The organism is Paenibacillus sp. VTT E-133291 (genome assembly GCF_002264395.1).
Taxonomy (GTDB): domain Bacteria; phylum Bacillota; class Bacilli; order Paenibacillales; family Paenibacillaceae; genus Paenibacillus_AQ; species Paenibacillus_AQ nitricinens.
In genome coordinates this window covers 1-24177 of the sequence record NZ_NFVA01000092.1, presented here as the reverse complement: position 1 = coordinate 24177, position 24177 = coordinate 1, and the positions used below count along the sequence as shown (strand labels likewise).

Annotated in this window: 22 protein-coding genes and 1 pseudogene; all 23 read right to left on the bottom strand. The window is 44.7% G+C overall.

All coding sequences use genetic code 11. The features are described from left to right. Nucleotides 1-239 precede the first annotated feature (239 nt). Nucleotides 240-509, bottom strand: coding sequence for a 30S ribosomal protein S15 (rpsO, locus tag CA598_RS26185; protein WP_036656390.1), 270 nt, complete (start codon nt 507-509; stop codon nt 240-242). Between the two features lie 148 nt (nt 510-657). Beyond that, entirely contained in the window at nt 658-1605 is a 948-nt protein-coding gene (locus CA598_RS26180; protein ID WP_094878397.1) for a bifunctional riboflavin kinase/FAD synthetase, read from the bottom strand. A gap of 37 nt (nt 1606-1642) precedes the next feature. After that, nucleotides 1643-2557 carry a tRNA pseudouridine(55) synthase TruB gene (truB, locus tag CA598_RS26175; protein ID WP_094878396.1) on the bottom strand — a complete coding sequence of 305 codons (915 nt, stop codon included), beginning with the start codon at nt 2555-2557 and terminating at the stop codon, nt 1643-1645. Then, entirely contained in the window at nt 2554-3531 is a 978-nt protein-coding gene (locus CA598_RS26170; RefSeq protein WP_094870290.1) for a DHH family phosphoesterase, read from the bottom strand. The genes truB and CA598_RS26170 overlap by 4 nt, the downstream gene beginning before the upstream one ends. Before the next feature lie 69 nt (nt 3532-3600). Continuing rightward, nucleotides 3601-3948, bottom strand: coding sequence for a 30S ribosome-binding factor RbfA (rbfA, locus tag CA598_RS26165; protein ID WP_042128856.1), 348 nt, complete (start codon nt 3946-3948; stop codon nt 3601-3603). A gap of 18 nt (nt 3949-3966) precedes the next feature. Continuing rightward, nucleotides 3967-6615: a translation initiation factor IF-2 gene (infB, locus tag CA598_RS26160; RefSeq protein WP_094878395.1), complete on the bottom strand. Its 2649-nt coding sequence runs from the start codon at nt 6613-6615 to the stop codon at nt 3967-3969. After that, nucleotides 6610-6931, bottom strand: a pseudogene (locus tag CA598_RS26155) (YlxQ family RNA-binding protein); the annotation flags it as partial. The gene infB and the pseudogene CA598_RS26155, both read right to left, overlap by 6 nt. Continuing rightward, nucleotides 6924-7232, bottom strand: coding sequence for an RNase P modulator RnpM (gene rnpM, locus CA598_RS26150; protein ID WP_042189416.1), 309 nt, complete (start codon nt 7230-7232; stop codon nt 6924-6926). The gene rnpM and the pseudogene CA598_RS26155, both read right to left, overlap by 8 nt. Before the next feature lie 27 nt (nt 7233-7259). Continuing rightward, nucleotides 7260-8357, bottom strand: a complete 1098-nt coding sequence (gene nusA, locus CA598_RS26145) for a transcription termination factor NusA (RefSeq protein WP_042189417.1) — start codon at nt 8355-8357, stop codon at nt 7260-7262. A gap of 26 nt (nt 8358-8383) precedes the next feature. Continuing rightward, nucleotides 8384-8851 carry a ribosome maturation factor RimP gene (rimP, locus tag CA598_RS26140; RefSeq protein ID WP_094870292.1) on the bottom strand — a complete coding sequence of 156 codons (468 nt, stop codon included), beginning with the start codon at nt 8849-8851 and terminating at the stop codon, nt 8384-8386. Between the two features lie 299 nt (nt 8852-9150). Continuing rightward, a complete protein-coding gene (locus tag CA598_RS26135) occupies nt 9151-13479 on the bottom strand; it encodes a PolC-type DNA polymerase III (RefSeq protein WP_094878394.1) in 4329 nt (1442 codons plus the stop codon). Between the two features lie 270 nt (nt 13480-13749). Continuing rightward, on the bottom strand, nt 13750-15198 hold the full coding sequence (gene proS, locus CA598_RS26130) for a proline--tRNA ligase (RefSeq protein ID WP_094878393.1): 1449 nt from the start codon (nt 15196-15198) through the stop codon (nt 13750-13752). A 25-nt stretch (nt 15199-15223) separates the two neighbouring features. After that, nucleotides 15224-16498, bottom strand: a complete 1275-nt coding sequence (gene rseP / locus CA598_RS26125; RefSeq protein WP_042189420.1) for an RIP metalloprotease RseP — start codon at nt 16496-16498, stop codon at nt 15224-15226. A gap of 146 nt (nt 16499-16644) precedes the next feature. Beyond that, nucleotides 16645-17784 carry a 1-deoxy-D-xylulose-5-phosphate reductoisomerase gene (locus CA598_RS26120; protein ID WP_042189421.1) on the bottom strand — a complete coding sequence of 380 codons (1140 nt, stop codon included), beginning with the start codon at nt 17782-17784 and terminating at the stop codon, nt 16645-16647. A gap of 20 nt (nt 17785-17804) precedes the next feature. Beyond that, a complete protein-coding gene (locus CA598_RS26115; RefSeq protein WP_094870296.1) occupies nt 17805-18608 on the bottom strand; it encodes a phosphatidate cytidylyltransferase in 804 nt (267 codons plus the stop codon). Between the two features lie 21 nt (nt 18609-18629). Then, nucleotides 18630-19397 carry an undecaprenyl pyrophosphate synthase gene (locus CA598_RS26110; RefSeq protein WP_094870297.1) on the bottom strand — a complete coding sequence of 256 codons (768 nt, stop codon included), beginning with the start codon at nt 19395-19397 and terminating at the stop codon, nt 18630-18632. A 78-nt stretch (nt 19398-19475) separates the two neighbouring features. Next, nucleotides 19476-20030 carry a ribosome recycling factor gene (gene frr / locus CA598_RS26105; protein ID WP_042189424.1) on the bottom strand — a complete coding sequence of 185 codons (555 nt, stop codon included), beginning with the start codon at nt 20028-20030 and terminating at the stop codon, nt 19476-19478. Continuing rightward, nucleotides 20030-20758 (bottom strand): UMP kinase, encoded by a 729-nt coding sequence (gene pyrH, locus CA598_RS26100; protein ID WP_036688491.1) that lies wholly within the window; start codon nt 20756-20758, stop codon nt 20030-20032. Before pyrH ends, frr begins: the two co-directional genes overlap by 1 nt. A 105-nt stretch (nt 20759-20863) precedes the next feature. Continuing rightward, a complete protein-coding gene (gene tsf / locus CA598_RS26095) occupies nt 20864-21514 on the bottom strand; it encodes a translation elongation factor Ts (RefSeq protein WP_042189425.1) in 651 nt (216 codons plus the stop codon). A gap of 132 nt (nt 21515-21646) precedes the next feature. Then, entirely contained in the window at nt 21647-22348 is a 702-nt protein-coding gene (rpsB, locus tag CA598_RS26090) for a 30S ribosomal protein S2 (protein ID WP_094870298.1), read from the bottom strand. 161 nt (nt 22349-22509) lie between these two features. Continuing rightward, nucleotides 22510-23154: an endolytic transglycosylase MltG gene (locus CA598_RS26085; RefSeq protein WP_094878392.1), complete on the bottom strand. Its 645-nt coding sequence runs from the start codon at nt 23152-23154 to the stop codon at nt 22510-22512. Continuing rightward, a complete protein-coding gene (locus tag CA598_RS26080) occupies nt 23151-23729 on the bottom strand; it encodes a hypothetical protein (RefSeq protein ID WP_094878391.1) in 579 nt (192 codons plus the stop codon). Before CA598_RS26080 ends, CA598_RS26085 begins: the two co-directional genes overlap by 4 nt. 39 nt (nt 23730-23768) lie before the next feature. After that, nucleotides 23769-24177: hypothetical protein (locus CA598_RS26075; protein WP_256989814.1), on the bottom strand; the 409-nt coding region annotated here is incomplete at its 5' end.

Sequence of the window (24177 nt, the reverse complement as noted above, 5' to 3'; positions counted from 1 at the left end):
ATAACGTGAAACTTATACTTTCTTATAATTTAAGGTATGTAGCCTGTTCTGTATACATATAAGAAGAAACGGCTAAGTCTCACAGATGATGTAAAGTGGCCGTTTTTACGAATAATCTCATCAGTCTTGCTATAAAGTTTTCCCTAAATTTTCAAAAAGCAACCCAGCTGTCCCGCTGTCGCTCCGAGAAGGACATACGGTATACAACCAGGCTGCTTTAAGGGTTATCTTATGGAAAATTAACGACGCAATCCCAGTCTTTCGATCAGGGCGCTGTAACGTCTGATGTCTTTGTTTTTCAAATACGCCAGAAGTTTACGACGTTGTCCAACCATTTTCAACAATCCGCGACGGGAGTGATGATCTTTCTTGTGCGTACGCAAGTGGTCAGTCAAATTAACGATGTTCTCCGTTAGGATAGCAACTTGCACCTCAGGGGATCCAGTATCGGATTCGTGAGTTTTGTGCTCGTCGATCAATTGATGTTTACGTTCTTGAGTTAATGCCATCCTGTTCACCTCCTTCAATATAATCGCCACTAGCCTCGTCACCGTCGGTGAGAACGTGCAACCAAGCTAAGGTTATGGTGCTGTAAGCCAGCAACGTTTATTAGTATAGCATCTCCATTAACAAAAGTAAACGGCTTGTCCGGGATGACTATAGATCATACCCCATAATCTTCTTCGCGGTTTCTGCATCCTCACCGATTTGAGTAATCAATGCACCAATGGATTCGAATTTTCGTTCAGGACGAATATAAGATACTAACTCCACCTTGAGCTCTTGATCATACAAATCACCTTCAAAGTCAAACAGATGGACCTCAAAGCTTGGAGTCAATACACCCTCATGGAAGGTAGGTTTAACGCCCACATTCATAACCCCATACAAAACTTTATCCTTATAAAAGACTCGGACCGCATATACACCTTTAGTCGGGATGACAAAATGTGCACTAAGCTTCAAGTTCGCTGTTGGAAAACCAATAGTGCGACCTCTCTTCTCACCATGACCCACTTCACCACGCAGATAATAGCAACGTCCGAACCAGGAGTTTGCCAGCTCTAAATCCCCGTTTTGGAGACTTTTACGAATGCCGGAGCTGCTTACCTTCTCTCCATCCAGCAGAAAAGGGGGAGCAACCTCTACATTCATAATACCTTCACCCAGCTTGCGAAGCATCTCAACATCGCCTTCACCTTGATAACCAAAACGAAAGTCAAAGCCGACAACTGCAGTTACAATATGTAGCGGCAAAAGCATAACAGAGACAAAATTCTGAGGACTTACACGGGAAAGCTGCTCGTTAAATTCAATAACATATAAGATATCGACACCCAAACTAGCAAGAATCTCCTGCTTTTCTACGGGTGGCGTCAAATACCCTTCATAATCACCCTTACCCATAACATCTTTAGGATGGGGATGAAATGTAAGAACTGCAGCCGGCACACCTTGTTTACGTGCGAGGGCCACAGCGGATGTAATGACGCTAGCATGTCCACGATGCAATCCGTCAAACTGCCCTAGAGCAGCCACTTGAGGCTGAGCCCACTCTGCAGCAGTCTCCGGAGACATCGGATAGGTTAACGTTACGGTTCTCACGCTGTTTCTCACCTACAATTCACTTGGTAAAATTGATTTAAGCTTGTGCAAACACCTTCACTGGAGCAATTGCACCTGTATCTTCCAATTCATAAATGCCAAGAAATCCACCTTGAAGATCGTATAGCCGAAATTGACTGTTCGACTTCACCTCTGGAGCGATAAATCGTGAGGACAAACGCTGCCCCTGCAAAGCTGCCTTCTTTTTCTCATCCATTACCGTGTGCTTTGGCATATGAGAAATGGCTTCGTCTGCAGCGATTAAATGATCTTCCAATGTTCCGGCTTCTTTGTGAGTCGCAATATCCTCTAGCGTAAGACAATGACTGGCAGAAATCCCTGCCGACATCGTTCTCTCTAGTTTCACCATCACACCCGGCAGTCCAAGGGCTCGTCCGATGTCGACACAGAGTGTACGAATGTACGTCCCCTTAGAGCAAAGCACCCGGAATGTGATATCGGGATGATTGCCTTCCCAAGTCATATCCATCATTTCAATTTCGTAAATCTCTACTTCACGGCTTTTACGTTCAACGGTTTTACCTTCTCTTGCCAACTCATAAAGACGTTTGCCGTCAACTTTAACCGCAGAATACATCGGTGGAACCTGAGAAATAACCCCTTTAAATGAAGCAAGCACTGACAGAATCTCTTCTTCAGTTACATGCACCTCATCTACAGTTTCTATAATGGTCCCGGTTAAGTCCTCAGTATCACTGGACATCCCCAGTCTCAATGTTGCCACATATTCTTTGGGCAACTCCTGAATATACTCCACGACACGAGTAGCGCGGCCTAAACAAAGCGGCAGCACACCTGTTACCTGTGGATCAAGTGTTCCTGTATGTCCGATCCGTTTCATGCCGAGAATACGACGCGCCTTGGCCACAACATCATGTGAAGTGAACCCGGCTGGCTTGTAAACCGCCAGTACACCTTCTAATTCACTCATAAATGACGTCTTACCTCCTCAAGCACTTGCGCTATTGCCGTTTCGAGTGTAGCTTCTATACGCGCACCTGCAGCACGGGTATGACCGCCACCTCCAAACGTTTGCGCTAGATCAGCCACATCGACCTTACCCGCAGAACGTAAGCTAACTTTAACCGCATGTTCATGAATGACTTTGAACAGAATCCCTACTTCCACACCTCGAATATTGCGAGGGTAGTTCACGAGACCTTCTAAATCTTCATTAGCAGCAGCACATTCAATCATATCCTCCGGTGTAACATAGAGCCAGGCAATATCCCCTTCGGGTGATAATTGAAGAGTATTTAACGCTTTATTTAAAATTTTAATCTGCGGCAATGTCATTTCTTCAAGTAATGTCTCAGCCAGTTCAGGACCGTTAACGCCATATGATAGCAGTTCAGATACGGCTGCCATTACTTTTGGTGATGTGTTGGTATATCGAAATCCGCCAGTATCTGTCAAAAGACCTGTGTATAAAGCTGTGGCGATATCAATGTCCCATTCAATCTCGAACGTCTTCAACAGATCGAACAAAATTTCCGCAGTCGCAGCAGCATCCGGTTTGATTAAATTCACAAGACCATAACCGTTGTTAGTGGGATGATGGTCAATGTTCAGGATTAGAGCATCCTTCGCAAAATAGCGATGAGTTAGTCCTACTCGCTGAAAATCAGCACAATCCACACAGATCACATTGCTGTATTGACGGGGCGGCTCACTAGAGGCCATATTGATGATTTCCTCCGAATGCCATAAGTATTCCATCCGCTTCGGTATCGGTCCTTCATTTAGCATAGTGTATTTTTTGCCCAGACATGAGAGAAGCCAGCCCACCGCTAGGGTGGAGCTGACTGCATCTCCGTCCGGCTGAACATGCGACACTACAAGGTAATCGTCGTGTTCCAGCAGAAACTCACGGGTCTGCTGGAGACTTTGTTCATAGCTCTGCATTCGCCGTCTCCTTTATAAAGGTTGTTCAAAATAGCCTTGAGCTATTTTGAACTCCTTTTGTACCTATTTCTAATCGTTCTTATGAAGCTCTCCAAGAAGTTTCTCAATGTGACTGCCATAAGCGACAGATTCATCGATCTTGAAGATCAGTTCCGGTGTATGCCGGAGGCGAATCGCCTTGCCAAGCTCGGAGCGAAGAAAACCATTTGCTTTCTCAATCGCTTTAAGGGAGCCTGACTTCTGCTCTTCATCCCCGAACACGCTTAGGTATACTTTCGCTTGCGACAGATCGTTAGTCACGTCTACGCCAGTTACAGTTACAAAACCGATTCGAGGATCTTTCAGTCCGCTTTGGATAAGTTGACTAAGCTCTTTCTTGATCTGCTCGCCTACTCGTCCTGCTCTAATTTTAGACATCTATATTCACCTCTTCGCTTAGCGCTCTACAGTTTCCATAAGAAACGCTTCGATAATGTCGCCCTCTTGGACGTCATTATAGCGTTCCAAAGTTATGCCGCATTCATAACCTTGCGCCACTTCTTTGGCATCATCTTTAAAGCGTTTCAAGGTATCAACTTTACCTGTAAATACAACGATTCCGCTACGGATCAAGCGCATTTCAGCATTACGGGTAATTTTACCATCAATAACCATACAACCTGCAATGGTACCCACTTTACTGATTTTGAATACGCTACGCACTTCAGCGTGACCGATAACGTTCTCTTTATAGATAGGATCAAGCATACCCTTCATTGCACTTTCAATTTCCTCGATTACATTGTAGATGATGTTATGGAGACGAACATCTACTTTTTCTTGTTCAGCAGCTGCCTTGGTCTGAGCGTCCGGACGAACGTTAAAGCCAATAACAATAGCATTAGATGCTGCTGCAAGTGTAATATCGGATTCCGTAATGGCACCAGCACCGCTGTGAATGATCTTCACGCGGACACCTTCCACTTCGATCTTAGCCAGGGAACCTTTAAGTGCCTCGACTGAACCTTGTACGTCAGCTTTAATAATAACGTTAAGGTCTTTGATCTCGCCGTCTTTAATGTGCTGGAACAAATCATCCAATGTTACACGAGTGTTCGTATTCAGCTCAGATTGGCGTTGGGAAGTGGAACGTCTATCAGCAATCGCACGGGCTTTACGCTCGTCTTCGAAGGCCATAAACGGATCACCAGCCTGTGGTACTTCAGTCAAACCAGTAATTTCTACTGGAGTGGATGGTCCAGCTTCCTTGATCTTACGTCCTTTGTCATTAACCATCGCACGTACACGTCCGAAGCAGTTACCTGCTACAAAAGCATCGCCGACTTTCAATGTACCGTTCTGTACCAGAATACGTGCAACGGGTCCACGATTCTTATCAAGCTCAGCTTCTATAACTGTACCGCGTGCCCGTTTGTCAGGGTTCGCTTTGTACTCGTTTACTTCAGCAACGAGCAGAATCATTTCCAGCAGTTCTTCCAAGTTAATACGTTGTTTTGCAGAAAGGTTAACGAAGATGGTATCTCCGCCCCACTCTTCAGGAACGAGTTCATAGCTTGTAAGCTCTTGCTTCACCTTATCAGGATCAGCACCTGGCTTATCGATTTTGTTGACAGCAACAATGATCGGAAGTCCAGCAGCTTTAGCGTGTGCAATAGCTTCAACAGTCTGAGGCATAACACCGTCATCCGCTGCAACTACGATAATTGTCATATCCGTAACCTGTGCACCACGAGCACGCATAGCCGTAAATGCTTCGTGACCAGGTGTATCAAGGAACGTGATTTTCTTCTGGTTGATTTCAACTTGATAAGCACCAATATGCTGTGTGATTCCGCCAGCTTCGCCTAGTGACACACTTGTCGAACGAATGGCATCCAGCAAAGTAGTTTTACCGTGGTCAACGTGACCCATGATTGTAACTACTGGAGGACGGGTCTGAAGCTCATCTTCAGTATCATTCTCTTCCACAGTTTCGAAGCTATCCTCATCAACAGGAATCTTCACTTCTACTTCTACGCCAAATTCAGCAGCGAGCAGAAGAATGGTGTCGATATCCAATTCTTGGTTAATGGTTGCCATTACCCCCATAGAAATCAGCTTCTTAATTACTTCAGAAGCGTCTTTGTGAAGCAATTTCGCAGTTTCACCTACGGTCATGCTGCCACGAACGATAATTTTCTTAGGTGTATTATCAATCTTCTCGCGGTGAACCATAGGTTGATTCTTGCCACGGCCATTCTTACCACCACGACCGCGGTAGTTACCGCCTTTACCATCATCAAACCGTCTATTGTTCGTATTTGGTCTACCACCGGTTGTGTTCTTCTTAGGACCTCTGTCGTCACCGCGTGTGAAACCACCACCTGTGCCAGATTGACCTTGTGGGCGGCTGTCCGTGCGAGGTGCACTGCTTTGTCCTTGCGGACGGCTGCCAGTATTACTTCCTTGTGGACGGCTACCGCCGGTAGTACTACCTTGCGGACGGCTGCCACCTGTGTTACTTCCTTGCGGACGGCTGCCACCAGTATTACTACCTTGTGGGCGATTGCCGCCTGTACTACTTCCTTGCGGACGGCTGCCACCGGTATTGCTACCTTGTGGGCGATTGCCGCCTGTGCTACTTCCTTGCGGACGGCTTCCGGTAGTACTATTTGTACGTGGAGCTCCGCTTTGTTGCGGACGTGCATTTTGCGTTGAACCTGTTGTTGTTCTGCGGGAATCTTGTCCGCTTTGGGGCCTTGGGGACGTCGTCGATTGGTTGTTGTTTTGGTTACTGTTCATACCTACCTGCTTTTCCTGTTGATTTTTGTTGGCATTCTGAGCACTCTGGGGTTCGGCAGTTACTGCACCGGTTGACACCGGGCGGCTGCTGGAGCCGGTATCCCGCTTGGCTGCAGCGTTCGACTTGATATCCTTGAAGAATTGCTCTACTTTGTTCACGGAACCGTTCTCCATGACACTCATATGATTATTCACAGGGACATTCAAACGCTTCAGAATAGTAATAATTTCTTTACTGCTCATGTTTAGTGACTTGGCATATTCGTACACACGCAATTTATCTTTGTTCTCTTCTTTAGTCAATAAATCCACCTCCGACAGTATCTCCGAGTTGCTTGGAGATCATTTCCGCGAATCCTTTATCCGTAATGGCCAGTACTACGCGCTGGTCTTTACCAATACTTGCACCGAGGCTGTCTCGGTGAAATGCGATTACTAGTGGAATATCGTAGGTTCCGCATTTATCACGGAACTTTTTTTGGGTATTATCTGAAGCGTCACCTGCCAGAACGACCAGCTTCGCCTCTGAAGACCGTACAGCTTTGAGTACAGCCTCATCGCCGGTGACTATCTTGCCTGCTCTCATGGCAAGCCCTAAATAAGAAAGCGCCTTACTCATTATCCTCACTATCCTTTGCTGCTAGAAACTGCTCTTCCACGGAAGTAAACTCCCGAGCAAGCTGGTCATAGATTTCAGGACTCACTTGACATTTCAAAGCGCGGTCAAGTGCTTTATTCTTCTGTGCCAGCTTAAAGCATTCAAGCTTGCCGCATATGTAAGCACCACGGCCTGACTTCTTACCTGTCAGATCAATCAGTACTTCGCCCTCGGGCGTTCTAACCACTCGAATCAGCTCTTTCTTCGGCATCATCTCTTGGGTAGCAACGCATTTGCGCAGCGGCACCTTTCTTTGTTTCATACATACGCCTCCCGTCAAGCAGGTTAATTAATCAATGGAGACGGAATCCTGATGCATTTCATCAATAGAAGTTCTCGGTCTACCGTATTCCTGCTCCGCTTGACTCTCACTCTTGATATCAATTTTCCAGCCGGTAAGCTTAGCGGCAAGGCGTGCATTTTGCCCTTTAATACCGATAGCCAGTGATAATTGATAATCAGGAACGATCACCCGTGCCATTTTCTCTGCTTCAAAGACTTGAACTTCAAGCACCTTGGAAGGGCTGAGTGCATTAGCAACATACTCTTGCACCAGATCAGAGTAACGGACGATATCGATCTTCTCGCCACGAAGCTCAGTAACGATGGTTTGAACGCGTGTTCCTCTTGGGCCTACACAAGAACCAACTGGATCCACTTCCGGATTGCGGGAATACACAGCAATCTTCGAACGGAAGCCAGCTTCACGAGCTACGGAACGAATTTCAACTACACCATCAAAAATTTCCGGAACTTCTAGTTCGAACAGACGCTTCAGCAATCCGGGATGACTGCGGGACAGCATAATTTGCGGTCCTTTAGTGGTATTCTCAACTTTAGTGATATAAGCCTTGATACGCTCACTTTGCTTAAACTTCTCACCTGGCATCAATTCACTAAGCGGCAAGACCGCTTCGATTTTACCAAGATCAATGTAGATGTTCCGCATATCTTGACGTTGTACAAGTCCTGTTACAATATCATCTTCTTTGTCAATAAAGGCATTATAGATGAGTCCACGCTCTGCTTCGCGAATCCGTTGTGTTACAACCTGCTTTGCAGTCTGTGCAGCAATGCGCCCGAAATCACGTGGTGTTACTTCAAGCTCAGCAATGTCTTCAAGCTGGAAATGCGGGTTAATTTCTCTGGCTGCCGGCAATGAGATTTCAGTCCTTGTATCCAGGACCTCTTCAACAATTAGCTTGCGGGCAAACACTTTAATGACACCTGTGTTGCGGTTCATATCAACACGCACGTTCTGTGCTGCATTGAAATTACGTTTATAACTAGAGATCAGCGCCGCTTCGATCGCTTCGAACAGCACATCTTTACTGATGCCTCTCTCCCTTTCCAGCTCATTCATTGCTTCAATAAACTCCATACTCATGAATTTCCGGCCCCCCTTTCAAGACGTTAAAAAATAATGGCCAATCTCGCGCTTGCGACTTTGGCATACGGTATTACATGTTCTTTTTTGCCCGCGGAGATGAGCAGTTCCTCGTTCTCGAACGAGAGCAAACGACCTTCAAATTCTTTGAGTCCTTGAATCGGCTCATAAACAGTCACATACACGTCCTTACCTACCGCTTTAGCTACATCCGCAGCTTTTTTGAGAGGACGCTCTGCTCCCGGTGAGGAAACCTCAAGGAAATATGCCTCAGGGATAGGATCATTCTCATCCAACTGCTGACTGAAATATTCGCTAATGCTTCCGCAGTCATCAATATCAATGCCGCCTTCTTTATCTACGAATATACGCAGAAACCAATTGGAGCCTTCCTTCACGTATTCAACGTCCACCAGTTCGAAACCATTGTCGTCGAGATAGGGCCCGAGCATCTGCTCTACCGTTTGTTTAATTTTAGATTTGGGTGTGCTCAAAAGAAAATTACCTCCACGAACTTGTCTTTTGCTATATACCAAAGATAAAGAGTGGGTTTCCCCACTCTTTACACAACGGACTTATCTCATTATTACCAAAGAAATTATACCATAGTGAGTCTGGACTGACAAGTGCTAGCCCTTGACTCCCCCTTTGGAGCTCTCTTTTCTAGAAATACAAGAAAGTATAAGTTTCACGTCATCCTATACGTTTTGTATTTTTCGCAGAAACGGGTACCGTCCCAAAAAGGACGGTAAAGACGTTTCTGCTTACCATGAAATAAGTGTTGTTAAAGCCTTTAAAATAGGGAAAGTTGATTGCTCTCCGGTAAGCCGCGGAAGCAGCCCATATTGGTTAGCAGCTCAATAACTGTCTTACTCGCCTTGGATTTCTGCTGGAAATCCTCAATAGAAAGGAACTCCCCGGCATCTTTCGCAGCAGCTATGTTGATAGCAGCATTCTCACCAATTCCCGCTAATGCGGAAAACGGAGGAATCAAACTCTTGTCATCAACAATAAACTTATTCGCTTCTGAGCGGTAAAGATCAATGTTTTTGAATGTAAACCCACGTGCCGTCATCTCCAAAGCCATTTCAAGGACAGGCAACATAGCCTTTTCCTTAGGCAAAGCTTGAAATCCTTTTTGCTCAATGTCTACGATCTGACGGTTGATCGCTTCATATCCCTTACAGCACAATTCAATATCAAAATCTGCTGCACGTACAGAGAAATAAGTCGCATAATATTCAATAGGATGATACAGCTTGAAGTAAGCGGTACGTACTGCAGAAATAACGTATGCAGCAGCATGCGCCTTCGGGAACATGTATTGAATCTTCAGACAAGAATCAATATACCATTGTGGAACCTTGCACTTTTTCATTTCCTCGATCCATTCGTCAGATAAACCTTTACCTTTACGAACACTCTCGGTAATTTTAAAGGCCAAGCTCGCATCCATTCCCGCTTTATAAATTAAGAAGAGCATGATGTCATCACGACAACCGATAACAGTCTTAATGTTACAAGTGTTATTCTTTATAAGCTCTTGCGCGTTACCAAGCCAAACCCCAGTACCATGAGACAAACCTGATATTTGCAGTAAGTCAGCAAAGCTGGATGGTTTCGACTCAATAAGCATTTGACGTACGAACTTGGTACCCATTTCGGGCACACCATATGTCGCAACTGGTGATCTGATTTCGTCAGGTCTCACTCCAAGTGCATCTGTAGAGTTAAACATGCTCATGACTTTCGGATCATTCATCGGGATAGTAGTTGGATCAACACCTGTCAAATCCTGCAGCATCCGCATCATTGTCGGATCATCATGACCCAGAATATCAAGTTTCAACAGATTCGCGTCAAAAGCATGATAATCAAAGTGCGTGGTCTTCCACTCGGCATTGACATCATCCGCTGGAAATTGCACGGGTGTAATATCTTCAACCTCCATGTAATCTGGAACAACAACTATACCGCCGGGATGTTGTCCCGTACTGCGTTTAACGCCTGTGCATCCAGCTGCCAGCCGGCCAACTTCAGCTCCACGCCAACGTTTCTGGTGCAGTTCTTCGTATTTCTTCGTGAAACCGAAGGCAGTCTTCTCAGCGACGGTACCGATCGTTCCGGCACGGAATACATTTTTCTCACCAAACATTTCTTTGGTAAAGTTATGGGCATTCGGCTGATATTCCCCTGAGAAGTTCAAATCGATATCGGGAACTTTGTCGCCCTTAAATCCGAGGAAGGTCTCAAACGGAATATCCTGCCCTTCGCCTTTGAGCTTCTCACCGCAATCCGGACATACTTTGTCCGGTAAGTCGAATCCGCTCCGTACACTGCCGTCCAGGAACCATTCACTATGGCGACACTCGGGGTTTAGGCAAATATAATGCGCGGGCAAAGGATTAACTTCTGAAATCCCAAGAAATGTCGCTACTACAGAGGAGCCTACGGAACCCCGCGAACCTACGAGATATCCGTCCTTATTTGATTTTTTAACGAGACGTTCAGAAATCAAATAGTTGGCAGAGAACCCAAATTTGATAATTGGTGCAAGCTCTTTCTCCAAACGGGCAATGACTACCTCAGGCAATTCTTCGCCATAAATGGATTTCGCAGTGTTATAACAGGTCTCGCGAATTTCTTCGTCCGCCCCTTCAAGAATGGGTGTAAATAGCTTATCCGGAAACAGCTCCAGCTCTTCAAAACGTTCCGCCAGCTCAACTGTATTCGTAACTACGACTTCCATTGCTTTTTCAGCACCGAGAAATTCGAATTCAGACAGCATTTCATCGGTTGTGCGGAAGTGTGCATCTGGTTTACGTTGGTCTTTAAGCGGACTAAAGCCTGTGATTCCATTAATGGTAATATCACGATACAGCTTGTCCCGGGGTTCAAGATAATGCACATTCCCCGTTGCGATAACAGGTTTATTCAACTGTTCCCCTATTTCACAAACCTTGCGGACTACATCACGAAGCTCATCAGGGCCTGCTACAAAGCCCTTGTCTACCAAATGCATGTACATGGTCAATGGCTGTATCTCTAGCACATCATAAAAATGAGCAACCTCCATGGCTTCCTCAGTCGTTTTGTTGAGTACTGCTTCAAAAAACTCTCCACGTTCACAACCGGAAATCACGAGCAGTCCATCTCTATGCTCTTCCAGCTTGGATTTCGGAATACAAGGAACACGCTTGAAATATTCCGTATGTGACATGGAAATGAGCTTATAGAGATTTTTTTTGCCTACTTGATTAAGTGCATAGATATTACAGTGGAACGGTCTTGTGTTCGAAAGATCATTACCCACATAATCGTTTAGTCGATCAAGGCGGGTCATGCCCTTCATCTTTTCAGCATCTGCGAGCAATCCTGTTAATATTCCACCGAGTGCTATAGTATCATCAATCGCTCGGTGATGGCTTTCCAGAAGAACTTTATATTTATCGGCTAATGTGTTCAGCCTGTGATTCTTCATGTTTGGATATAGTAACCGGGCGAGCTCAAGCGTATCAAGAGATGGATTCGGAAGATCAGGTTCACCTATTTTACGTAACGAGGCCTGAATAAAACCCATATCAAATCTGGCGTTATGTGCAACAAGGATACTGTCACCCACAAATTCAACAAACTTACGCAGTACTGGTTCAAGATCAGGAGCATCCTTCACCATTTCATCCGTAATATTGGTCAATTGCTGAATATGATAAGGGATCTTCTCATGCGGATTAACAAAAGTAGAATAACGGTCTACTTCTTTGCCTTCGCACATTTTAATGGCCGCCAGCTCTGTAATATTATTGCGGGTAATCGATAACCCCGTGGTCTCTATATCAAACACTACATAGGTAGCTGTCTTCAAGTCCAAAGGCTGAGCATTCTCGACAATATTCACAGAGTCATTCACAACATTGGCTTCCACGCCATAAATCATTTTTATCTTATGCTTATGAGCTGCATGGTTCGCATCCGGAAAAGCCTGAACTCCGCCATGATCAGAAATAGCAATCGCAGGATGACCCCACTGGGCAGCTGTTTTGACATAGGTAGTGATCGGAGTGACCGCATCCATCGTACTCATCGTAGTGTGAAGGTGAAACTCCACCCGTTTCTTAGGAGCTGTATCTTTACGCGCAGGCGGTGCCTTAACTTCTGTTAAGTCCGAAGGAATCATCACTAGCTCAGGAATCTGCATAAACCGGTCATATTCCACTTTTCCGCGTGCTCTTACCCATTTACCGTTAGCTAACTGACTCATAACCTTCAGATCATCTTTAGTCTTCGCGAACATCTTCATTTGTAGAGAATCCGTAAAATCGGTGAGACTGAAAGTAAACAAGGTACTGCCATTGCGAAGTTCCTTACGATCCAGACCAAAAATGGTACCCTGAATAGTAATTTTCTTCTCTTCATCTTGAATTTCAAGAATCGGTACGGCCTGTTCCTTAATTTCATACCCCACTTGAAGCTTAATGACTTCACTAGGATCGCTATCATCAGCAGGAGCTTCTGTTTCTACTGCAGTCATCATCTGCTCAACGATCTCGCGTTGTTCTTGCTGAAGCTTTTGCTGAAATTCTTCATATGCCTCAACATTATTATTTTCATTCTCTGCCATTAGCACTTTAACTTTTAAGGTCAGACCGAAATACGTATCATAAAATTTAATAATCGCCCCATCGATGCCTTTTTTACGAGCCAGCTCCATAGAAGTGGAGTCACTCATCGTCAACATTAAAGTGTCCTCTTTAAGCTCTTGGGTAGAACGTGTCAGCCAGCCATTAACCGAAGGGACCTCGCGAGTCACCCACTCCAGAAACAATCCCCAATATTCTTGGACTATCTCTGCTCTACTAACTTTTTGATCATATACGAATAAAAAGCTTACTTTGGCTATATGCTGTAGCTTCTCCCGCATTCTGAGGCAAAATGTCCGGTATACCTGGGCTGGAACCAGACTTTCTTTCGCAATCACAATTTGCCAGTCTCGGTTACCACGGCTGATCTCTACACGCTCTATATATCCATCTAAAAAGTAGGGATCCATAATTGCAGGTGGAATTTCACCTTGCTTCATCAAGAGCTCGAATCTTTTTCTTCTCTCCTGGTTTTGTTCCATGCTTTCCTCCCACCTTTGATAACTCCGTAAAACACAATCAATGATATTCAGTGAAAGTACAATATGATAAAAAAAACGACGTTGTCGGCTTTTAAAGACAATATCTGTTTCTCGTAAAAATAAAAGGGATAATTTATAGTGCAAACCTATAAATTCTTATATTTTAAAAAGCTTCTGGATTCAAAAAGCATTGGGTACTTTCGGCCCGCTGACTCCTCTCTCCAGAAGCTAGATTAAAATACTACAAGACTGTTGATCGGTGCCAAAAGATTAATAGGCCTTTGCAAAAACCACAGTATGCTCAGCTGGTTTGCCACAGCAAATGCAGACTTGCTTCTTCTCCGCCGGATCGAAAGGAATGTTGCGGCTTCCCGCACCTGTCTCTTCCTTAACTTTGGACTCGCATGCTTCGGAACCACACCAGCCAGCTAGTGCAAAGCCGCGTTTTTCTTCCATTGAAGCTTTCATTTCTTCCAAGGAATCCACAGAATAGAAATGGTCCTCGCGGAATTTCAAGGCACGTTCGAACATTTCATTATGAACCTGTTCGAGCATTGCTTGAACTTCTTCTACGAGGTTCTCTTGCTGAATAACCTTCTTCTCCCCTGTGACACGGGAGACGATTACGCAGACGCCATTCTCCATGTCGCGTGGTCCAAGCTCCAAGCGCACAGGTATACCGCGCATTTCATATTCATTGAACTTCCAACCTGGCGTTACATCCGAACGATCATCCACACGTACACGAACGCCTGCGTTCTTCAGTTCCTTGAACAGCTCGTCCGTCCGTCCAATCACGGCTTCGCGAGTTTTAGGAGGTCCGATCGGAATCATAATTACTTGAGTTGGCGATACCTTAGGCGGTAGAACAAGCCCACGGTCATCGCCATGCACCATAATCAGCGAACCAATCAAGCGTGTAGTGGATCCCCATGAGGTCGTATGCACATATTCTAAATTATTGTCGCGGCTCAAATACTGGATCTCAAATGCTGTTGCAAACTTGGTACCCAAGTAATGTGAGGTAGCAGCCTGAACAGCACGTCCATCTTTCATCATCGCTTCAATAGAATACGTATCTACAGCACCAGCAAAACGCTCGGAAGGTGTCTTTTGTCCAGTAATCACTGGAATAGCAAGGAAAGTCTCGGCAAAATCACGGTAGTTATCCAGCATCTTCATGGTTTCTTCACGAGCTTCAGCTTCATTCTCATGTGCAGTATGCCCTTCTTGCCAAAGAAACTCAGTAGTGCGGATAAATGGTAACGTACGCTTCTCCCAACGAACCACGTTCGCCCATTGATTGATAAGTACAGGAAGGTCACGATAGGACTGAATCCATTTGGAATACATATGCCCGAACATGGTCTCAGAAGTAGGACGGACAGCCAGACGTTCTTCAAGCACGTCTCCACCAGCTTCAGTTACCCATGGCAGTTCGGGATTAAAGCCTTCAATATGATCCTTTTCCTTTTGAAAGAAACTCTCTGGAATGAACACTGGAAAATAAGCATTACGATGCCCAGTTTCTTTAAGGCGACGGTTCATTTCCGCCTGAATATGCTCCCATATTTCATAGCCCTCTGGCTTAAATACGATACAGCCACGAACAGGCGAGTAGTCCATCAAGTCCCCTTTTTTTATAACATCAATATACCAGCGTGAGAAATCCTCGCTTTGCGGCGTGATTTCCGTAACGAATTGCTTATCTTTTGCCATGTAATGGAATGCCTCCCGAAGAAAATTAGCCGCTGATCAAACGTAAAATATCATTATACGTAACAGCAATCATTAATAAAAATAACAGTGCAAATCCGACAAAGTGAACCATACCTTCACGGCTCGGGTCTACAGGTTTACCGCGTAATGCCTCCACACCTAGGAACGCCAGACGGCTTCCATCGAGTGCTGGAATCGGTAATAGGTTGAAAATCCCCAGATACAAGCTTAGGATAGCAGCCCAATAGGTAAGATACTGAATGCCTTGTTGGGCAATTTGACCGGTTACTTCAAAGGTACGAACCGGACCTCCAATATCATCCATATTGAATTTATTGATCAATTGCTTAAAGCCCAGAAAGATAGCTTCCGTCGTATCGACCATAGCTTTACCTGAACCTGTCAACGTCTCTCCAACCCCTGCTTTGCGGGTAGGAAGCTCAGGTGTAATCCCTATTTTACCGCCTTCTTGTCCCTCCATGCTACGAGGAACGAGAGTCACATTAAGGGTCTCATCACCACGTTGCAGCATCCATTTCATTTCTTTCCCTTTGGACTCCGAGGTTAAGTCAATCATTTTTTGGTAATCGGCACCAATCTTCTCACCGTTGATGGATACAATGATGTCACCCTTTTGCAATCCCGCCTCTTGTGCAGGCATTCCTTCAGAGACATCACCGATCTTAACATAAGTAGGATTCTCCACCGGAATCCCAACCATTTGCAAATGGATGGCAAACAGAACAAAGGCTAACAGGAAGTTCATCACAGGACCCGCAACAATAGCCAATGCCCGCTGACCCACGGTTTTACTACCGAATTGGCGGTCTTTAGGCGCAATTTGAGTCTGCTGCGTTCCTTTAATCATCATCGCTTGCGGATGAACATCATAAGTAGTAACTTCGCCATCCACATCCAAGCGGATTTGCAGATCATTTTCAAGATCAGTATGCAAAGCCTCACCACGGATAACATTTTTACGTGTATCCAATGCGTCCAGATAAATATTTTTCACTTTGTTATCCTGACCAAGTCTTACTGCAATGGTTTGTCCAGAGCCAATCTCAATAATCTCTGGATCTTCACCAGCCATCCGAGCATAACCGCCAAAAGGCAGTAAACGCAAAGTGAACTGTGTCTCATTCCGTTTATAAGAAAACAGTTTCGGACCGAAACCGATAGCAAATTCCCTCACGAGAATACCGGCGCGTTTGGCAAAATAATAGTGACCCCATTCATGTACAGTCACCAGAACAAAAAACATGAGCACCGTTAATAAAACGACTTGAACCATTTCCAAACGTATCATCCCCCTTTAGCTGTAAGACCGAAGTATGTCCTCTTAATTTATCATTATTCTCCGATCAGGCACAAGAGAATCAACTGTCCCAACCTATTTTTAGGGCAAAGTAAGTATTTCCAGCCAAAAAGAGATCAATCTACATTCTACAACGTTGCTGCCAGCTCACGAACACGCTTATCACAGGATTCAATTTGTTCTAAATTCGGATTATCCTCGTTAATATGACGATGAAGCACTTCTCCGATGATCTCCTCAATGCGCAGGAATGGGATCTCATGACTCAAGAAACGAGCAACAGCAATTTCATTTGCTGCATTAAAAGCAGTAGTAGCTGTCCCTCCAGCTTTTCCACAATCCATGGCTAGCTTAAGCGCAGGGAATCGTTCATAGTCCATTTCTCGGAAAGTCAAACGTCCAACTTCAGCCAACGACAAACGCTGTGCCGGTGACTCCCAGCGTTCGGGATAAGTGAGCGCATATTGAATGGGGACACGCATATCGGGATTACCAAGCTGAGCAATAATGCTGCTGTCACGGAACTCCACATAAGAGTGAATGATACTCTCTGGATGCAAAAGTACATTTACTTGTTCATAAGGTAGACCAAATAGCCAATGCGCTTCAATCACCTCAAGCCCTTTATTCACCATTGTAGCAGAATCAATCGTGATTTTCGCGCCCATGCTCCAATTCGGATGACGAAGTGCATCTTCTACCGTTACATTCTTGAGTTGATCACGAGTGAAATCCCGGAAGGATCCACCAGAAGCTGTTAAAGTGATGCAAGCAATATCCGCGAGATTCTCACCATTTAAGCACTGAAAAATAGCAGAATGCTCGCTATCGATAGGTAACAACTTAACACCTTTACGATTAGCTAGATCAGTGACGAGGTGTCCTGCCGTTACCAAAGTCTCTTTATTAGCTAGTCCAATATGTTTGCCTGCTTCGATCGCAGCTAACGTGGATTGGAGGCCTACACTACCCATAACAGCCGTTACGACCATTTCGGCATCTCCACCTGCTGCCACCTCAACAAGACCTTCATTCCCGCTGTATAGCTGTATGCCTGAAGGCAGACTGGATCTAATCTCATCTGCCAGCTCCTTTGTCGCAACAGAAACACGACGAGGATTAAACCGACGAACTTGTTCCAGCAATAACGCTGTATTCGTTCCAGCTGCCAAGCCATCTACTTGAAAAGAGTCTGGGTGCATAGCGATGACATCTAGAGTCTGAGTGCCGATCGAACCTGTGGAACCAAGAACACTTATTTTTTTCATAGTTATACCCTCTCCTTCCGTTAATAGTAAGGCATAAGCATTACGATATGTACGAATGGAAATACGATAATCCAGCTGTCACATCGATCAAGAATACCACCGTGACCTGGCAGTAGCGTGCCTGAATCTTTGATACCATACGCACGTTTATAGGCAGATTGTACAAGATCACCAAGCTGACCCAGCACCGCACAAGAAAGCCCTATAAGGAGTGCTCGTCCAATCGCAAGTTGTTCAGGAGCAAATATTGCAAAAACGATAGCGATCAGCATCGAGATCAGTACTCCACCTACGGCACCTTCCACCGTTTTGTTCGGACTGATGGCAGGCCAAAGTTTGTTCTTCCCCATGCTTCTTCCAACAAAGTATGCCCCGGCATCACTACCCCAAATGCAGAAAAGGAGTAAAAAAGTCCAGAACAAACCATGTCCGTCATCCGATGCACGAGCCATGGCCATATAAGAAAAACCCATTCCAATGTATACTATACCAGTAAACAGCAAGGCTGTTACTCGAATATCTAATTTATTTTTAGTAAAAACTGTAACTAAAAGGAACAAAAGCAGCAAAATCCAAATTCCTTGTTCCCATGATAAGGGTGCAGAGATCCCAAGTAAATTCCAAGGGATCATGAAACTTAGAATGGCTGCATAACCAAGAACGGTAGAACCGGAAAGCGCAGGTATCCCTATCATTTTCACAAATTCATAAAACCCGATAAAAGCCATGGCAGTAAGTAACAACTGGTATGGCCAGTTTCCCAACACGCATAAGCCTAAAAATAGTGCTCCGGCAACAATTCCGGTAATCAATCGCTGCTTCAAAGGTTTCCATCTCCTATCAAGCTACTTCAGTCCACCATAACGGCGTGTACGGCGTTGATATTCAGCAACTGCCTGATGCAAATGCTCCTTATCAAATTCAGGCCAATACACATCAGTAAACCACAGCTCACTATAAGCAAGCTGCCATAGCATGAAATTGCTAAGTCGCATTTCTCCACTTGTACGTATAAGCAAATCCGGATCTGGTAACCCACCAGATAACATTCGGCTATCGATTAGATCAGTCGTAATATCTTCCGGTGTCAAAGCCCCTGATTGGATGTCCTTACCAATGCTGCGCATGCAGTCCTCAATTTCTTTGCGCCCCCCATAATTAAGAGCAAAATTCAATATAAGTCCAGTATTGCCCTGTGTCCGGGAAATAGCTTCTTCCATAGCTTTGCGTGTAAATGAAGGCAATGCATCAGTATCACCCATCATACGTACTTGGACATTCTTCTCAATCAGCTCATCAAGCTCAATGGCTAGAAACTCCACTGGCAAGCGCATCAGATAATCGACTTCTTCCTTTGGTCGTTTCCAATTTTCTGTCGAGAACGCATACATCGTCAAAAACTCAACACCCAGTTCGTCTGCAGCGATTGTAGCACGTTTAACAGCCTTCATGCCATTCTGATGACCCACAACGCGCGGCAACCCGCGACGTTTAGCCCAACGCCCATTGCCGTCCATAATAACAGCCACATGCCGGGGAATGTTATCCGGTGAAATCTCGACTGGCTGTTGCCTGTCTTTACGGCTCAGCCACGCTTGAACCCGTTTGATCATTTCCGTTTCCTCCAAGCTCTTATCAGAAAGAGACAAACCCCACCATTAACGGAGGGGCCTCAAGTCTCTAGAATATCTTTATACTTCCATAATCTCTTTTTCTTTGGATACAAGCACTTTGTCGACCTCGGCTATGAACTTATCCGTTGTCTTTTGAATGTCTTCCTGATGGCCACGGGACTCATCTTCCGAGATACCGTTTTTCTCCATCTTCTTAATATCATCGTTGGCATCACGGCGAATGTTGCGGATCGCTACTTTCGCTTCTTCACCAAATTTCTTCGTCAATTTCACCAAATCCGTCCGACGTTCTTCAGTAAGCGGAGGGATAGAAAGACGAATGATTGTTCCGTCATTAGCAGGCGTTAAACCGATATCCGATTTCATGATCGCCCGTTCAATGTCAGACATCGATGTTTTGTCCCACGGCTGGATTAACAGTGTCCGGGAATCCGGAGTACTGATGTTCGCCAGCTGATTGATTGGAGTAGGGGAACCGTAATATTCAACTTGAATGCGATCTAGCAGTGATGTTGTTGCACGTCCTGCACGCAATGTTGCCAAGTCACGTTTCAGCGATGAAATCGCTTTTTCCATACGCTCTTCGGCATTTTTTTTGACCGATTGTGGCATTAATCTACACTCCCTTTAACAATCGTTCCGATCTTCTCACCGAGAACGACACGTTTGATATTGCCTTGTTCAGTAATGGCAAATACAATGAGCGGTATATTATTATCCATGCATAGAGATGAAGCTGTGGAATCCATAACACCAAGGTTTTTGTTCAGAACATCCATGTAAGTGAGCTGTTCAAACTTCTCGGCTGTGCTGTCTTTAAACGGATCAGCTGAATATACACCATCAACCTTGTTCTTCGCCATCAGAATCACTTCTGCTTCGATTTCTGCTGCTCTAAGTGCTGCAGTAGTATCAGTAGAGAAGAAAGGATTACCTGTGCCTGCTGCAAAAATAACAACACGGCCCTTCTCCAGGTGGCGAATCGCACGACGACGAATGTACGGTTCAGCAATTTGCTGCATCGAGATCGAAGTCTGCACTCTTGTTGGCACATCGATTTGTTCTAATGCATCCTGCAGAGCAAGTGAATTCATTACTGTTGCCAGCATGCCCATATAATCTGCAGTAGCGCGATCAATGCCACTTGCACTACCAGCGATCCCGCGCCAAATGTTACCTCCACCACAAACAATTGCAACCTGAACTCCAAGTTCTACAACTTCCTTGATCTGTTCAGCGATGGAAATAATCATGTCGGCATCAATACCATATCCGTTTTGTCCTGCCAAAGACTCCCCACTTACCTTAAGGACTACTCTCTTAAATACCGGCTGTTCCAAATGTATACCCTCACTTTCTGCAAAAGACGGAACACTACGTGTACGTGTTCCGCTCTTCTGATGCTTGCCCTTATTCAATTCTTCGCATTTATGATAAAGCTGAAATTAATTATTTACTTGTGCCATAACTTCTTCAACAAAGTTATCCACTTTCTTTTCCAAGCCTTCGCCTAGTTCAAAACGAGCAAAACGACGGATCGAGATGTTTTCTCCGATTGTGCTGATTTTTTCGTTCAGCAATTGAGAGATCGTTTTGTCCGGGTCTTTAACGAAGGTTTGCTCAAGCAAGCAATATTCTTCGTAATATTTACCAATACGTCCTTCAACCATTTTTTCAATGATTTTCTCAGGCTTACCTTCGTTCAAAGCTTGAGCTTTCAGGATTTCTTTTTCTTTTTCTACATCTTCTTGTGGAACTTCTTCACGACGAACATAACGCGGGTTTGCTGCAGCGATTTGCATAGCGATATCGCGAGCAAAATCCTTGAAGGAATCTGTTTTACCTACAAAGTCAGTTTCGCAGTTGATTTCTACAAGTACACCAATACGGCCGCCAGCGTGGATGTAAGATTCTACAACACCCTCAGTAGCAATACGACCTGCTTTGTTTGCTGCTGCGGACAGACCTTTTTCACGAAGCAATTCAGCTGCTTTAGTGATATCGTTATTAGCTTCTTCAAGCGCTTTTTTACAATCAAGCATACCAGCGCCTGTTCTTTCACGAAGTTCTTTTACTGCTTTTGCATCAACTGCCATTGTTTATTCCCTCCAGGTAATTGTCGTTTTCTTACATTATTCAAGGCTTTTATCCTAAAAAAAGGGCAGTGAGAGGTTATCCACCTGCCAACCACCCTTTTCATTTAAGTTCTTGTATGTGTTAGTCGCTACTTAAGCAGTAGTTGTGTCTTCGCCTTGGTGAGCTTCAACAACAGCGTCTGCCATTTTACCAGTCAACAATTTCACGGCGCGGATAGCGTCGTCGTTACCTGGAATTACGTAGTCGATTTCGTCTGGATCACAGTTAGTATCAACGATAGCTACGATTGGAATACCCAATTTGCGAGCTTCTGCAACTGCAATACGCTCTTTACGCGGGTCAATGATGAACAACGCGCTTGGTAGACCTTTCATGTTCTTGATACCGCCCAAGAATTTCTCAAGACGATCTTTCTCTTTGCGAAGAAGGATAACTTCTTTCTTAGGTAGAACTTCAAAAGTGCCGTCTTCTTCCCAAGCTTCCAATTTCTTCAAACGATCAATACGTTTTTGGATAGTTTGGAAGTTAGTAAGAGTTCCGCCCAACCAGCGTTGGTTAATAAAGAACATACCGGAACGTTCTGCTTCTTCTTTTACGGAATCTTGTGCTTGTTTCTTTGTTCCTACGAATAGGATTGTGCCGTTGTCACCAGCGACGCTTTTTACAAAGTTGTAAGCTTCTTCTACCTTCTTGACTGTTTTTTGCAAGTCAATAATGTAAATTCCGTTTCTTTCAGTGAAGATATAACGATCCATCTTTGGGTTCCAACGACGAGTCTGGTGACCGAAGTGTACCCCAGCTTCTAGAAGCTGTTTCATGGAGATTACTGCCATCTTCACACACCTCCTAAGTTTGGTTTATTGTGTGTCTCCTCCGCCGTGCGTCATCTTTCAGCAAGACTTTCTTCAGAAGAAAGCACCCCTTGTCGAAATCAACCGGCGTGTGTTTTAACACCGTCAATTACTATATCATATTTTATTAGTGTATGCAACGATCATTGAAAACTTATTAATTTTTCTAGTATAGAATCTAGACTCTCGTCTTTATTAAAGGTGTAAGAACCCGATTGAATCTTCGTATTGATCTGACGTTGATTGGCGGCTTTAAGAAAACTAGCCTTATCCTTAATGACTTCAGCCTTCTCCAAAATATCTGCTGTTTTTGTCAGTGTGCTACCTGAAGGTATACGAACAACTACCCCTGCATTCGCAGTGGCTTTAGGCTTATCAGGTGCAACAGCAGTTGGTGCAGTAGTGACCTCTGGCTCCTCAATAGTGCCTTCTTTAGGCGTTGAGGGCTCTTTAGGAGGGATAACCTTACTAGGGTTATCAGATACTGTAGGAGATACTACAGGAGCGGGAGAAGCCGCTACTGAAGGCTCAGAAGGTGCCACGTTCTCCGTAATTCCCTCATTAACGCCAGCTGACTTCTGACCTTGAACAGCGTCCTCCAAAGCAGACTCATCCGAAGGAGGTTCAGTAGCTTCGTCGATAACCTTCAAGTTCAATTTCTCAGCACCTTGTATTACCTGTTCCTTGGTGAGTGGAGCCGCTCCACCGGATATCATTAATTGAAGTAATAGGGCGCCTGCAATTAGCCCTGTGCCAAGTCCGAACAAAAAAGAACGGTTCTTCATCATACCGATTCCTCCTGTTTGGCGAGTTGCAGAATCAGTTGCACTTCTCCCCGCTGAAGTCCAGCCGTCTTGGCAATGGAGTCTATCGATTTCCCCTGCTCATGTAGTTCAAATAATCGTGGATATCGCAATTTAATAGAACTAATAGGTTTCGCTTTCACTTCTGGTTGTATTGAACGTATTTCGGCACCGGCAGATGGGTCTCCGATCGCCGAAACCTTAGCATACGAACCCTTCTCAACCGAAACTTCCAACTCTCTTAACCGTTTTTCTTCATTAGTTACTCGGCCCTCTAGTAATAAAGAGCTTTGCTGTAATTCTGTTAATTGATGCTGCAAATCACTAATCTGCCCTTGCATTGCTACATGATTAGTTTGTGATTGCTGTTTAATGCTGCTGACTAACTGTACTAGCTCTTCATTTTCGCGCTCTATGTCAGCCATATATAGCTCAAGCGCAGCCTCTGTTTCTTTGAGGCTTTGCTGCTTTGCTTTTCCTTCCTTCATACGCGCTGGAAGTAAAAGGGCATAAAGAATAGCGGCGACACCTACTAGCACAATATACACCCATGGTTGCAAGTGCCTTATCTCCTTTAACATATCAAATATAACTACTTATTAAAGACTCAGATCAATGCGCTGTCCTTTGTAAGGATGTTCCGCATCACGAGTACCTGACTTCGAACGTTTCTCCGAAGAAGGATTCCCTCCGGAATGATGATTGCCTTTATCTCCGCCATCGCGTAAAGCAGATTCAGAAGATTCATCCACTTCAGCGCTTCGCATGGTCATTTCCTGGCTTTGTTTCACATTTTGTCCTGCCAGTTGATGCTGATCAATAGCGGGGCGCTGCTGAGATTCATTCTGAATCTTACCCGCTTCCGTAGTCCGAGGTAGTGCAATTTGCAGTTCCACTGGTTTTAGGCTCATCATAACCCTCTTCTCATAAGAAGAAACGATGTTGTCGTCTTTTGAAGACGATAACCGTTTCTCGTAAAAATATAAGGATAATGTATAACGTGAAACT

Coding starts and splice junctions, on each gene's coding strand:
- rpsO (WP_036656390.1), bottom strand. CDS start 509: ATGGCATTAACTCAAGAACGTAAACATCAATTGATCGACGAGCACAAA.
- truB (WP_094878396.1), bottom strand. CDS start 2,557: ATGAGTGAATTAGAAGGTGTACTGGCGGTTTACAAGCCAGCCGGGTTC.
- CA598_RS26170 (WP_094870290.1), bottom strand. CDS start 3,531: ATGCAGAGCTATGAACAAAGTCTCCAGCAGACCCGTGAGTTTCTGCTG.
- rbfA (WP_042128856.1), bottom strand. CDS start 3,948: ATGTCTAAAATTAGAGCAGGACGAGTAGGCGAGCAGATCAAGAAAGAG.
- rnpM (WP_042189416.1), bottom strand. CDS start 7,232: ATGAAACAAAGAAAGGTGCCGCTGCGCAAATGCGTTGCTACCCAAGAG.
- nusA (WP_042189417.1), bottom strand. CDS start 8,357: ATGAGTATGGAGTTTATTGAAGCAATGAATGAGCTGGAAAGGGAGAGA.
- CA598_RS26135 (WP_094878394.1), bottom strand. CDS start 13,479: ATGGAACAAAACCAGGAGAGAAGAAAAAGATTCGAGCTCTTGATGAAG.
- proS (WP_094878393.1), bottom strand. CDS start 15,198: ATGGCAAAAGATAAGCAATTCGTTACGGAAATCACGCCGCAAAGCGAG.
- CA598_RS26120 (WP_042189421.1), bottom strand. CDS start 17,784: ATGAAAAAAATAAGTGTTCTTGGTTCCACAGGTTCGATCGGCACTCAG.
- CA598_RS26110 (WP_094870297.1), bottom strand. CDS start 19,397: ATGATCAAACGGGTTCAAGCGTGGCTGAGCCGTAAAGACAGGCAACAG.
- frr (WP_042189424.1), bottom strand. CDS start 20,030: ATGCCACAATCGGTCAAAAAAAATGCCGAAGAGCGTATGGAAAAAGCG.
- tsf (WP_042189425.1), bottom strand. CDS start 21,514: ATGGCAGTTGATGCAAAAGCAGTAAAAGAACTTCGTGAAAGAACAGGC.
- rpsB (WP_094870298.1), bottom strand. CDS start 22,348: ATGGCAGTAATCTCCATGAAACAGCTTCTAGAAGCTGGGGTACACTTC.
- CA598_RS26085 (WP_094878392.1), bottom strand. CDS start 23,154: ATGATGAAGAACCGTTCTTTTTTGTTCGGACTTGGCACAGGGCTAATT.